Genomic DNA, 12,283 nt, shown 5'->3' with positions numbered 1-12,283 from the left:
GCGGGCGGAGGTCATTGTTCAGCGGGTGGAGGCCGTTGTTCAGGGGCGCGGATGGCGGCTGTCGATCAGAGGTGCGGACGGCGGGTGTTGATCAAGGGCGCAGGCGGAGACCCCGTGGGGTCGGATGGAAGCCCGCCGATTCCAGGAGCTTGCCGATCGGGGACGAGAGCGCCTGGGCGCCGTTGACGCGCTCGACGGTGACCGAGCCGAGCGCACCCGCGCGGGCGGACCCGGCCAGTGCCTCCACCGCCGTCCACAGCCTGGCGTCGTCCTCCGGGGAGGCGGCCTCGGCCTCGCCCGAGGGCCAGGCGAGCAGGGTCTTGCCGCCCCGCTCCATGTAGAGCGTCAGCTCCCCGTCGACGAGCACCACCATCGCTCCCGCCTTACGGCCCGGCCGGTGGCCCGCGTCCGCGGGCGGGTCGGGCCAGGGGAGAGCGGCGCCGTAGGCGTTGGCGGGGTCGGCCGAGGCGAGCACGAAGGCACGCCGGGACTGCCCGCGCTGTCCGTCGAAGGCGGGGGCCGCCGCGCGGTCGCGGGCCGTGCTGACCGCGCGCAGCCGGTCCACCGCGCCGTCCATCGCGAACTGGGCGGCGCCGAGCCCCTCGATCACATAGCCGCGGCGCGCCTGGCCGGACTCCTCGAACGCGGACAGCACGCGGTAGGCGGCGGAGAAGCCGCCCTCGACCCCCTCGGCGGCGACCGCCCCGCGGGTGACCACGCCGTGCCGGTCGAGCAGGGTGCGCGCCAGGGCATGGGCGCGGTGGGTGGGCTCGGGTTCGCGCTCCGGCAGCAGGGACCATCGTCCGGCGACCGTGGGCGGCCCGTTGCGCGACGCCGTGGGCCGGCCGGTGCGGCCGGTAAGGCCGCCATAGCGCCCCCGGGGGACCGTGCGCTTGGCGCGGTGGGCGGTGGAGCCCGCCGTACGGCCCGAGCCCAGCAGGGAACGCAGCGGGGCGAGGGTGTCACCGGTGACCCGGCCCGCCCAGACCAGGTCCCACAGGGCCTCGGCGAGCTCGGGATCCAGGAACTCGTGGCCGGCGGCGCGGGCCTGCTCGGCGATCTGGCGGAAGAACAGCCCGTACCCCCCTGCCAGGGAGTCGAGGACGGCCTGGTGGAGCGGGCCCGCTTCGAGCGGGTGCGGGGTGTGCAGCAGCAGCGGGGCGGTGTCGGCCAGGTGCAGGGTGACCCAGCCGTCCTTGCCCGGCAGCGCTCCCGCACCGGCCCAGACGACCTCCCCGGAGGTGCTGAGCTCGTCGAGCATCGTGGGGGTGTAGTCGCTCACCCGGGACGGCAGGACCAGCTTCTCCAGGGCGGAGGCGGGGACGGGCGCGCCCTGGAGCTGCTCGACCGCGCGCACCAGCCCGTCGATACCGCGCAGGCTGTGGGTGCCCAGATGCTGCCACTGCGGGAGGAAGGCGGCGAGCGCAGAGGGCGGCACGGGTTCCAGCTCATGTCGCAGCGAGGCCAGCGAACGGCGCCGCAGCCGGCGCAGCACCGCCGCGTCGCACCACTCCTGGCCGAGCCCCGACGGGTGAAATTCACCCTGGACGACGCGGCCGCTCGCGGCGAGCCGGTGCAGGGCGCCCTCGGTGACGGCCGCGCCGAGGCCGAAGCGGGCGGCGGCCTGGGCGGAGGTGAACGGGCCGTGGGTGCGGGCGTAGCGGGCCAGGAGATCGCCGAGGGGGTCCTTGACCGGCTCGGTGAACGCCTCGGGGACGCCCACCGGCAGAGCCGTGCCGAGCGCGTCCCGCAGCCGCCCGGCGTCCTCCACCGCGGCCCAGTAATCCTCGCCCGCGATCCGGACGCGGATGGCACGCCGGGCCCCGGCCAGGTCCTCGGCCCACCCGGGCTCGGCACCGCGCCCGGCCAGCTCGGCGGCGGTGAGCGGGCCGAGCACCCGCAGGGCGTCGGCGACGCCCTCGGCGTCCTTGATCCGGCGGTCCTCGGTGAGCCATTGGAGCTCCTGCTCCAGCTCGGCCAGGACGTCGGCGTCGAGCAGCTCGCGCAGCTCGGCCTGGCCCAGGAGCTCGGCCAGCAGCCGCGAGTCCAGGGAGAGCGCGGCGGCGCGGCGCTCGGCGAGCGGGGAGTCGCCCTCGTAGAGGAACTGCGCCACATAGCCGAAGAGCAGCGAGCGGGCGAAGGGGGACGGCTCGGGGGTGGTCACCTCCACCAGCCGGACCCGGCGGGCCTCGATGTCGCCCATCAGCTCGGTGAGGCCGGGGACGTCGAAGACGTCCTGGAGACATTCGCGGACCGCTTCGAGGACGATCGGGAAGGAACCGAACTCGCTCGCCACCTGGAGGAGCTGCGCGGCGCGCTGGCGCTGCTGCCACAGCGGGGTGCGCTTGCCGGGGTCGCGGCGGGGCAGCAGCAGGGCGCGGGCGGCGCATTCGCGGAACCGCGAGGCGAACAGCGCGGAACCGCCGACCTGGTCGGTGACGATCTGGTTGATCTCGCCCTTGTCGAACGCGACATCGGCGGCGCCCACCGGGGACTGCTCGGTGTCGTACTCCACGCCCTGGCGCATCGGGTCCGCGTCGAGGAGGTCGAGGCCCATGAGATCGGCGTCGGGCAGCCGCAGCACGATGCCGTCGTCGGCGTGCATGACCTGGGCGTCGATGCCGTACCGCTCGGAGAGGCGGGAGCCCAGGGCGAGCGCCCAGGGGGCGTGGACCTGCGCGCCGAAGGGGGAGTGGACCACCACGCGCCAGTCGCCCAGCTCGTCGCGGAACCGCTCCACCACGATCGTGCGGTCGTCCGGCACATGCCCGCAGGCGCGGCGCTGCTCGTCCAGATACCCGATGACGTTCTCGGCGGCCCAGGCGTCCAGACCGGCGGCCAGCAGCCGCAGACGGGCGTCCTCCGGCCGCAGCGCGCCCACCTCGCGCAGGAACGCGCCCAGGGCGCGGCCCAGCTCCAGGGGGCGGCCGAGCTGGTCGCCCTTCCAGAAGGGCAGCCGACCGGGGACGCCGGGGGCGGGAGAGACCAGGACCCGGTCGCGGGTGATGTCCTCGATCCGCCATGAGGTGGTGCCCAGGGTGAACACATCGCCCACTCGCGACTCGTAGACCATCTCCTCGTCGAGCTCCCCGACCCTGCCGCCGCCCTTCTTGGGGTCGGCGCCCGCCAGGAAGACGCCGAAGAGCCCGCGGTCGGGGATGGTGCCGCCGGAGGTCACCGCGAGCCGCTGCGCCCCCGGGCGGCCGGTGACCGTATGGGCGACGCGGTCCCACACCAGGCGCGGCCGCAGCTCCGCGAAGGCGTCGGAGGGGTAGCGGCCGGCGAGCATGTCGAGGACCGAGGTGTACGCCGACTCCGGGAGCGAGGCGAACGGCGCGGCGCGGCGGATCAGGGCCAGCAGCTCGTCCACGTCCCAGGTGTCCATGGCGGTCATGGCGATCAGCTGCTGGGCGAGCACGTCCAGCGGGTTGGCGGGCACCCGCAGCGACTCGATGGCGCCCTCGCGCATCCGCTCGGTGACCACCGCGGCCTGCACCAGGTCGCCGCGGTACTTGGGGAAGACGACGCCGGTGGAGACCGCGCCCACCTGGTGGCCGGCCCGGCCCACCCGCTGCAGCCCGGAGGCCACCGAGGGCGGCGACTCGACCTGGACGACCAGGTCGACGGCGCCCATGTCGATGCCGAGCTCGAGGCTGGAGGTGGCGACGACGGCGGGCAGCCGGCCCGCCTTGAGGTCCTCCTCGACCAGTGCCCGCTGCTCCTTGGACACCGAGCCGTGGTGCGCGCGGGCCAGCAGCGCGGGCGCGCCACGGGCCGCACCGGCCTCGGCCATCACCTCGGCGGGGGAGTGGTCCTCGGGCAGGGCCTCACCGGTGGCCCGCTCGTAGGCGATCTCGTTCAGCCGGTTGCACAGCCGCTCGGCCAGCCGGCGGGAGTTGGCGAAGACGATGGTGGAGCGGTGGGCCTGGACCAGATCGGTGATCCGCTCCTCGACATGGGGCCAGATCGACGGCCGCTCGCCCGCCTCGCCCTCCTGGGCGGGGGCGCCGCCCAGCTCGCCCAGGTCCTCCACGGGCACGACCACCGACAGGTCGAACTCCTTGCCCGACGGGGGCTGGACGATCTCCACCTTGCGCCGCGGCGACAGGAACCGCGCCACCTCGTCCACCGGCCGTACGGTCGCGGACAGGCCGATGCGCCGGGCGGGGCGCTCGAGCAGCTCGTCCAGGCGCTCCAGGGACAGCGCGAGATGGGCGCCCCGCTTCGTGCCCGCGACGGCGTGGACCTCGTCCAGGATCACGGTCTCCACCCCGCGCAGCGCCTCCCTGGTGGCGGAGGTGAGCATCAGGAACAGCGATTCGGGGGTGGTGATGAGGATGTCCGGCGGGCGGGTGGCCAGAGCGCGGCGCTCGGCGGCCGGGGTGTCGCCCGAGCGGGTGCCCACCCGGATCTCCGGCTCGGGCATGCCCAGCCGCACCGCCTCCTGGCGGATACCGGTCAGCGGGCTGCGCAGATTGCGCTCGACGTCCACCGCCAGGGCCTTCAGCGGGGAGACATAGAGCACCCGGCAGCGCTTCTTCGTCTCGGCGGGCGGCGGCTCACCGGCCAGCCTGTCCAGGGCCGCCAGAAAGGCGGCCAGGGTCTTGCCCGAGCCGGTGGGGGCGACGACCAGGACGTCCGAGCCCGCGCCGATCGCCCGCCACGCGCCCTCCTGCGCGGGCGTGGGCGCGGTGAAGGCACCCGTGAACCATCCGCGGGTGGCCGGGGAGAATCCGTCGAGCGCCGAGCCTGCCATGCCCTCCATCGTGCACCGCACCACTGACAATGGACGGAGCCGCAGGTCAGAGGGGGCCCGGGCGGGGCGCACAATGGTGCCATGGCCAACCGGGAGAGCGCGCGGCACTGGCGGTACCCCCAGCTTCCGGGCGTCGATCTGCTGCGTGCCCGCTACATCCACAAGACCTTCGTCTGGCACACCCACGAGACCTTCGTGATCGCCGCGATCACCGAGGGCGTCGAGGAGTTCCACCACCGCGGCGCCATCGAGCGCACCGGGCCCGGCGGGCTCGCGCTCATCAACCCGGAGGTGCCGCACACCGGACGGGCGGGGGCGCCCGAGGGGTGGGCGTACAGCGTGCTGTACCCGGCCGCGGACCTGGTCGCCGGCATCGCCGCCGAGACGACCACGCTCCGGGGCACGGCCGGGTTCCGGATCCCCACCGTCGACGATCCCCAGGGGGCGCGGCTGGTCACCGCGGTGCACCGGGCCGCCGAGGAGGGCAACGCGCTCGCCGCCGACAGCCTGCTGCGCGTCGCGCTGGCCCGGCTGCTGCGCGACCACGGCGGCCCGCTCCCCGAGCGCACGGCGCGCACCGCGGGAGCCCGGACGGCGGCGCGCGCCCGCGCGATCCTCCAGGAGCGGATTGCGGACCCGCCGTCCCTGGAGCGGCTGGCGGCCGAGCTGGGCACCGGTCCCTTCGCCCTCCTGCGTGCCTTCCGCGCGGTCTACGGGATGCCGCCGCACACCTGGCTCACCGACGCGCGGGTCCGCCGGGCCCGGCGGCTGCTGGACGCCGGGAGCGCGCCCGCCGAGGCGGCCGTCGCCGTCGGTTTCACCGACCAGTCCCACCTGAACCGTCACTTCACCCGGATCGTGGGGGTGCCACCGGGCGCCTACCGGCGCGAGCGCGCAAGAACGTACAAGACCGGAGCCGAAGTGCCCTTCTAACGTGCGCGCTGTGTCAGAACAGATAGAGATACGAACCGACCCCGCCGAGCCCCCGGCGGACTCGGCCGTCGTCCGCGACGCCCTGGGCGTCGGTGTCGCGGTCGGGCTCTCCGGCTTCGCCTTCGGGGTGACGTCGGCGGGCGCCGGGCTCGGCCTGCTGCAGACCTGCGCGCTCAGCCTGCTGGTCTTCACCGGGGCGTCACAGTTCGCCCTCGTGGGCGCGCTGGCGGCGGGCGGCAATCCGTTCACCGCCGCCGCCGGGGCGTTCTTCCTAGGAGTGCGCAACGCCTTCTACGGGCTGCGGCTGTCCGGACTCCTCGGACTGCCGCGCGCGGTGCGCCCCCTGGCGGCCCAATGGGTCATCGACGAGACCTCGGCCGTCGCCCTCGCCCAGCCCGACCGGCGCACCGCGCGCATCGGCTTCACCGTCACCGGGCTGACCCTGTACGTCCTGTGGAACCTCACCACGCTGATCGGCGCCCTGGGGGCGTCCGCGCTCGGCGACACCGACGCCTGGGGCCTGGACGCCGCCGGGCCCGCCGTCTTCCTCGCCCTGCTGGCCCCCATGCTCAGCGGCACCGTCGAACGGGCCGTGGCCGGTCTCGGCGTCCTGCTGGTGCTGCTGTGCCAGCCGGTCCTGCCCGCCGGGGTCCCGGTCCTGGTGGCGGCGCTCGCCGCTCCCGTCGTCCTTACGGTGCACGGGCGCATGGCACGCGGCGCGGAGCCGGGTGAGCGCCGATGACCACCTGGATCGCCATCGGCGTCACCGCGGCGGGCTGCTACCTGGTCAAGCTGCTGGGTCTCTCGGTGCCCGCCGGAGTCCTGGAGCGCCCGCTCGTCAGGCGTCTGGCCGCACTGCTGCCCGTGGCCCTGCTGGCCGCGCTCACCGCCCAGCAGACCTTCAGCGACGGCCGGCACCTCCTCCTGGACGCGCGGGCGGCCGGGCTGGGAGCGGCGGCGCTCGCGCTGGTGCTCCGCGCCCCCTTCCTGGTGGTGGTCGCCGTGGCCGTCGCCGTCACGGCCGGCGTCCGGGCCCTGTGACCGCTCCGGACGCCCGCGCTCAGATCCGCCGCCCGTAGGCCCGCAGCGTCAGCAGCGCCTCGATGGTCGCCACCGACCGCCACTCCAGCGTGGCCCCCGGCGTCCAGGCACGCCGGTGCGGCGGCCAGCCCCCGTCCTCCTGCTGTGCGGCCACGAGAGCGTCCAGGGACCGCTCCACCTCGGCGTCGGTGAACCACCGGCGCGCCGGCGAGCCGGGCGTACGGGCGATGTCGTGCACCTGGAGGGGCTCACAGGACCCCGGCGCCAGGGGGCGGTCCTCGGCGGGCTCGGCGGCCGGGGGCGGCACGATCAGCCGCTCCTCCCGCACCCGGCGGCCGAGCCGCTCGGCCACCGCCTCGGCGCGGGCCCGGTCCGGCACCCCGTCGAGGAAGGCGACGGCGGCGGCGACCTCGTACGGACGCACCGCCGCGCCGCCCTCCCCCAGGGCGGTGACCGCCGCCCAGCAGAAGTCCGTGGCCCGGAAGAGCCACGCATGCCACACCTCGTTGCGGTGCAGCAGCCCCACCACCGGCCCGGTGGTCAGCAGATCACCGCGCGGATCGTCCGCCGACGGGACCCAGGGGGCCGCCGGATAGCCGTGCGGCGAAGGGTGGCAGACGGGCAGCGCGCCGTCCGGGGTGGACACGGACGTCAGATAGCGGCACAGGCGCTCCACCCGCTGCCCGCCGCACCGCCCGATCCCGTCGAGCACCCGTAAGGCGTGCACGGCGTGCGGCGGCTGGCTCACCGGGCCGCGCAGATCCGGATCCAGCGCATGGCCGTAGCCCCCGTCGGTCCCCAGGTACGCGGTCAGCGCGGTCTCGACCGCCTCGGCGCCGTCGCCCAGGAAGTGGTACGCGAATCTGCGCTGCTCCAGCACCCGGGCGGACAGCCAGACGAACCGCTCGGCGCGGGCGAGCGCCGAGGATCCGGCCGGCCGGGCCGGCTCGGCGGGCCCGGGCGTGGGCAAGGGGGACGACGACGGCGAGGAGGGGAGACTTGCGGATCGATCCATGGACAGACCGTAGGCCGGAAGGCACCGTCGGTAGGGGGCTCACGCACCGGTGCACCCCGGGAGCGCGATACTGGGCGCATGCGGTTGACGGACTTCTGGCAGCGAATGGCGAATCACTTCGGCGAGGCGTACGCCGACTCCTTTGCGCGCGATCATGTGATGTCGCAACTCGGCGGCCGGACGGTGCACGAGGCGCTGAGGGACGGCTGGGAGGCCAAGGACGTCTGGCGCGGGGTCTGCGCCGCGATGGAGATCCCCGAGAGCAGGCGCTGAGCGGTCCCCGGGCGCTCCGGGCGTATCGCTTCCCGGGGTGGCCGGATTTCTTCGACCGGTGTACGCCACACTTGCTCCGTGGCCCCGACCGAAGAGACCCTCTCCTCCGACGCCGACGACAACCCGAGCGCCGCTCGGGCCTCCTCGGAATCCCCGCAACCCGCCGCGCGCATGCCGCGCTGGCTGCCGCGCGCCATGGTCCTCGCACTCGCGCTGGTGGCCTGTTACCGCCTTGCGACCTGGGCCTTCGACCAGCTGACCGGACTGCTGCTGAACATCCTGATCGCGTTCTTCCTGGCGCTCGCGATCGAACCGGCCGTGGACCGGATGGCCGCCCGGGGCATGCGCCGGGGGCTGGCCACCGGGCTGGTCTTTCTCGCCATCCTCGTCGGCGCCGCGGGGTTCTTCACCCTGCTCGGCTCGATGCTCGCCGACCAGATCATCACCATGGTCCAGGACTTCCCGAAGTACCTCGATGACGTGGTCAGCTGGATCAACGACACGTTCCATACGCATCTGTCGCGTCTGGAGATCCAGGACAGCCTGCTGCACTCCGACTGGCTCCAGAGCTACGTCAAGAACAGCGCCGACAATGTGCTGGACGTCTCCGCACAGGTGCTCGGCGGGTTGTTCAAGACGCTGACGGTCACGCTGTTCGCCTTCTACTTCGCCGCCGACGGCCCCCGGCTGCGCCGCGCCCTGTGCTCGGTGCTGCCGCCGACCCGGCAGGTCGAGGTGTTGCGCGCCTGGGAGATCGCGGTCGCCAAGACCGGCGGCTACATCTACTCCCGCGGGCTGATGGCCCTGATCTCCGGTGTCGCCCACTACATCCTGCTGGAGGCCCTGGGCGTGCCCTACGCCCCGGCGCTCGCCGTCTGGGTGGGGCTGATCTCGCAGTTCATCCCGACCATCGGCACCTACCTGGCCGGGGCCCTGCCGATGCTGATCGCGTTCACCATCGAGCCCTGGTACGCGCTGTGGGTCCTGATCTTCGTCGTGATCTACCAGCAGTTCGAGAACTATCTGCTCCAGCCGAGGATCACCGCCAGGACGGTGGACATCCACCCGGCCGTGTCCTTCGGATCGGTGATAGCGGGCACCGCGCTGCTGGGCGCGGTGGGCGCGCTGATCGCGATTCCGGCGACCGCGACGCTGCAGGCGTTCCTCGGCGCGTACATCAAGCGCTACGACGTGACCGACGATCCGCGGGTGCACGGGCGCACGCGGCGGCGCGGAGTCTCGGCCCTCGCGCGGATGCGCGCCGCGCTGGCGCGGCGTGGTTGACACAAAAATCGAACATCCATTCTCATGGAGGCCCCGGCAGTTATCCACAGGCCGAGGACGTCAGGGCCGCTTGTCAGTGGCAGGCGCTAGCGTCATGGACGTGAAGCGATCGACTCAAGCAAACCGGGTGGGACCCATGGCAGGAACCGACCGCGAGAAGGCGCTCGACGCCGCGCTCGCACAGATTGAACGGCAATTCGGCAAGGGCGCCGTGATGCGCATGGGCGACCGGCCGAACGACCCGATTGAGGTCATCCCCACCGGGTCGACCGCTCTCGACGTCGCCCTCGGCGTGGGCGGCCTGCCACGCGGCCGCGTGGTGGAGGTCTACGGCCCGGAGTCCTCGGGCAAGACGACCCTGACCCTGCACGCGGTGGCCAACGCCCAGCGGGCGGGTGGCACGGTCGCCTTCGTGGACGCGGAGCACGCCCTCGACCCGGACTACGCGCAGAAGCTCGGCGTGGACACCGACTCGCTGATCCTGTCCCAGCCGGACAACGGCGAGCAGGCGCTCGAGATCGTGGACATGCTGGTCCGCTCCGGCGCTCTCGACCTCATCGTCATCGACTCCGTCGCCGCCCTGGTGCCGCGCGCGGAGATCGAGGGTGAGATGGGCGACTCCCACGTCGGTCTCCAGGCCCGGCTGATGAGCCAGGCGCTCCGCAAGATCACCAGCGCGCTGAACCAGTCCAAGACCACCGCGATCTTCATCAACCAGCTGCGCGAGAAGATCGGCGTCATGTTCGGCTCTCCGGAGACGACGACCGGCGGCCGGGCGTTGAAGTTCTATGCCTCGGTCCGCATCGACATCCGTCGCATCGAGACCCTCAAGGACGGCACCGACGCGGTCGGTAACCGCACCCGCTGCAAGGTCGTCAAGAACAAGGTCGCGCCGCCCTTCAAGCAGGCCGAGTTCGACATCCTCTACGGCCAGGGCATCAGCCGCGAGGGCGGTCTGATCGACATGGGCGTCGAGCACGGCTTCGTCCGCAAGTCCGGTGCCTGGTACACCTACGAGGGCGACCAGCTCGGCCAGGGCAAGGAGAACGCCCGCAACTTCCTGAAGGACAACCCCGATCTCGCCAATGAGATCGAGAAGAAGATCAAGGAAAAGCTCGGCATCGGAGTGAAGCCCCAGGACCCGGCCGCCGCGGAGCCCACCGCGGACGCGGCGGGTGCCGCGGGTGTGGCCGCCGCCGCACCGACGAAGGCCGTGGCCGCACCGGCGGCCAAGTCCGGGGCGAAGGCGGCCAAGACCGCCGCGGCCAAGAGCTGATCCATGACACGGCGGACCGAATGGCCGGACGGCCCAGGCCGTCCGGAGCGCCCGGACCGTCCGGACAGCGGCGTCCCCTCCTTGTCGAGGGCCGAGCAGGGGCCGCCGCCGGGCCCGGAGGAGCAGGCGCGGGCAATCTGCCTGCGCTTGCTCACCGGGACCCCGCGCACTCGTAAGCAGCTCGCGGACGCGCTGCGCACCCGGGGCATCCCCGATGACGCGGCGCAGGAGGTGCTGTCCCGGTTCGAGGACGTCGGTCTGATCGACGACGCGGCGTTCGCGGAGGCGTGGGTGGAGTCCCGGCACCACGGCCGAGGGCTCGCCCGGCGGGCGCTCGCCCGGGAGCTGCGCACCAAGGGCGTGGACTCCACCCTGATCGACGACGCGGTGGGACAGCTCGACGCCGACCAGGAGGAGCAGACCGCGCGCGAGCTGGTCGAGCGCAAGCTGAGGGCCACCCGTGGCCTGGACCGGGAGAAGCGGATACGCCGTCTCGCCGGGATGCTGGCCCGCAAGGGCTACTCCGAGGGGCTGGCGCTGCGGGTGGTGCGGCGCGCGCTGGAGGAGGAGGGGGAGGACCCGGAGCTGCTGGAGTATCACCTCCCGGATCTCTGAGCCTCGGCGGCCGACCTCCGAGAGCTCAAGGCCCGTCCGGCACCCGAGACGCGGGGTGTTAGCCGACCGGAAGGCCCGCCGCGCGCCACGCCTGGAAGCCGCCGGTCAGATCGGTCGCCCGCGCCAGCCCCAGCCGGCGCAGCGAGACCGCGGCGAAGCTGGACGCGTAGCCCTCGTTGCACACCACCACGACCCGCAGATCGTGGTGGGTGGCCTCGGGCAGCCGATGGTCGCACTGCGGGTCGAGCCGCCACTCCAGCTCGTTCCGCTCGACGATCAGCGCCCCCGGGATGGTGCCGTCGCGCTCCCGCAGCGCCGCGTACCGGATGTCCACCAGCAGTGCGCCCTCGACCTGCGCCGCGGCGGCGTCGAGGGGCTCCAGCCGGTCGAGCTCCTCGCGGGCCTCGGCCAGCAGCTCGTCCACGCTCCGCTTGGTCGTGTTGGTCGTGCCCATCGCGTTCATCCCCACTCCTCGGGCCGCTCGACCTGCTCCAGCCGCAGCGTCTGACCGGTGCGGCTGTAGCGCCGCATGAGCGGCAGCGGCGGATAGTAGGCGTGCACCGACACCGCATGCTCGGTGTCGGACGGGTTGATCACCTCATGCACATGATGTGGTCCGAAGGCCCGGCCCTGCCCGGCGGGCAGCCGCCGCTCGCGGTCCACACCGTCGGCCAGCTCCAGGGTCTTCCAGCCCTCGGTGGGCAGACGCGCGGTGAGCGACTGCTCGTTGAGCTCACCCGCCGCCGAGACGAAGGCACCATGGGAGCCGCCGTGGTCGTGCCAGCCCGTACCGGTGCCCGGAGGCCAGCCGATCAGCCAGGCTTCGCTGCCGCCCGGCCCGTCGAGGCGCAGCCAGGTGCGGCCCTCCGGATCGAGCGGAAGCGAGGCGACGAGCTCGGCGTCGGCGGCGGTCCGGCGGGCGAAGTCGAGCAGTTCCGCGGCGCTGGGCGGGGCGACGGGGTCGGATGCGGGGTCCGTGACGAGGCCCGCGGAGGGGCGCACGGGACTGGAGGGGGAAGTGCGTACATCGGGCACAGAGAACCGTCCTGAATGATCGCGAAAGGGGCACGGCCGCGCCGCGCGGGAAAGA

Annotated in this window: 11 protein-coding genes; 7 read left to right on the top strand and 4 right to left on the bottom strand. The window is 73.6% G+C overall.

Annotated features, from left to right (window positions below; translation table 11 throughout):
- Positions 1–91 precede the first annotated feature (91 nt).
- Positions 92–4,756 (bottom strand): ATP-dependent helicase, encoded by a 4,665-nt coding sequence (locus tag LIV37_RS15270; RefSeq protein ID WP_020868030.1) that lies wholly within the window; start codon positions 4,754–4,756, stop codon positions 92–94.
- A gap of 81 nt (positions 4,757–4,837) precedes the next feature.
- Between LIV37_RS15270 and LIV37_RS15265 the strand changes: the two genes are divergently transcribed.
- From LIV37_RS15265 to LIV37_RS15255, 3 genes are read left to right on the top strand one after another with little or no spacing between them, the layout of a single operon-like run.
- Positions 4,838–5,689, top strand: a complete 852-nt coding sequence (locus tag LIV37_RS15265; RefSeq protein WP_020868029.1) for an AraC family transcriptional regulator — start codon at positions 4,838–4,840, stop codon at positions 5,687–5,689.
- A gap of 1 nt (position 5,690) precedes the next feature.
- Positions 5,691–6,431 carry an AzlC family ABC transporter permease gene (locus LIV37_RS15260; protein ID WP_121825442.1) on the top strand — a complete coding sequence of 247 codons (741 nt, stop codon included), beginning with the start codon at positions 5,691–5,693 and terminating at the stop codon, positions 6,429–6,431.
- Positions 6,428–6,730: an AzlD domain-containing protein gene (locus LIV37_RS15255; protein ID WP_020868027.1), complete on the top strand. Its 303-nt coding sequence runs from the start codon at positions 6,428–6,430 to the stop codon at positions 6,728–6,730. The genes LIV37_RS15260 and LIV37_RS15255 overlap by 4 nt, the downstream gene beginning before the upstream one ends.
- Before the next feature lie 19 nt (positions 6,731–6,749).
- Here the strand turns inward: LIV37_RS15255 and LIV37_RS15250 are convergent, their stop codons facing one another.
- A complete protein-coding gene (locus LIV37_RS15250; protein WP_121825443.1) occupies positions 6,750–7,745 on the bottom strand; it encodes a hypothetical protein in 996 nt (331 codons plus the stop codon).
- A 78-nt stretch (positions 7,746–7,823) separates the two neighbouring features.
- Between LIV37_RS15250 and LIV37_RS15245 the strand changes: the two genes are divergently transcribed.
- The 4 genes from LIV37_RS15245 to recX all read left to right on the top strand — a co-directional run bounded on the left by LIV37_RS15245 (position 7,824) and on the right by recX (position 11,193).
- Positions 7,824–8,018: a DUF3046 domain-containing protein gene (locus LIV37_RS15245; protein WP_020868025.1), complete on the top strand. Its 195-nt coding sequence runs from the start codon at positions 7,824–7,826 to the stop codon at positions 8,016–8,018.
- A gap of 78 nt (positions 8,019–8,096) precedes the next feature.
- Complete coding sequence (locus LIV37_RS15240; protein ID WP_020868024.1) at positions 8,097–9,302, top strand: AI-2E family transporter; 1,206 nt, start codon at positions 8,097–8,099, stop codon at positions 9,300–9,302.
- Positions 9,303–9,438: 136 nt separating this feature from the next.
- The gene (gene recA / locus LIV37_RS15235) at positions 9,439–10,578 is read left to right on the top strand and encodes a recombinase RecA (RefSeq protein ID WP_020868023.1); all 1,140 of its coding nucleotides are present in this window, start codon (positions 9,439–9,441) and stop codon (positions 10,576–10,578) included.
- A 3-nt stretch (positions 10,579–10,581) separates the two neighbouring features.
- Positions 10,582–11,193 (top strand): recombination regulator RecX, encoded by a 612-nt coding sequence (recX, locus tag LIV37_RS15230; RefSeq protein WP_121825444.1) that lies wholly within the window; start codon positions 10,582–10,584, stop codon positions 11,191–11,193.
- A gap of 58 nt (positions 11,194–11,251) precedes the next feature.
- Here the strand turns inward: recX and LIV37_RS15225 are convergent, their stop codons facing one another.
- Positions 11,252–11,647 (bottom strand): rhodanese-like domain-containing protein, encoded by a 396-nt coding sequence (locus LIV37_RS15225; protein WP_121826025.1) that lies wholly within the window; start codon positions 11,645–11,647, stop codon positions 11,252–11,254.
- A 5-nt stretch (positions 11,648–11,652) separates the two neighbouring features.
- Positions 11,653–12,228: a cupin domain-containing protein gene (locus LIV37_RS15220; protein WP_373920622.1), complete on the bottom strand. Its 576-nt coding sequence runs from the start codon at positions 12,226–12,228 to the stop codon at positions 11,653–11,655.
- Between the last annotated feature and the right edge of the window lie 55 nt (positions 12,229–12,283).

Source organism: Streptomyces rapamycinicus NRRL 5491 (assembly GCF_024298965.1).
GTDB lineage: Bacteria > Actinomycetota > Actinomycetes > Streptomycetales > Streptomycetaceae > Streptomyces > Streptomyces rapamycinicus.
Note: the sequence above shows the minus strand (reverse complement) of the source record. Positions and strands in the feature narration are given on the sequence as shown.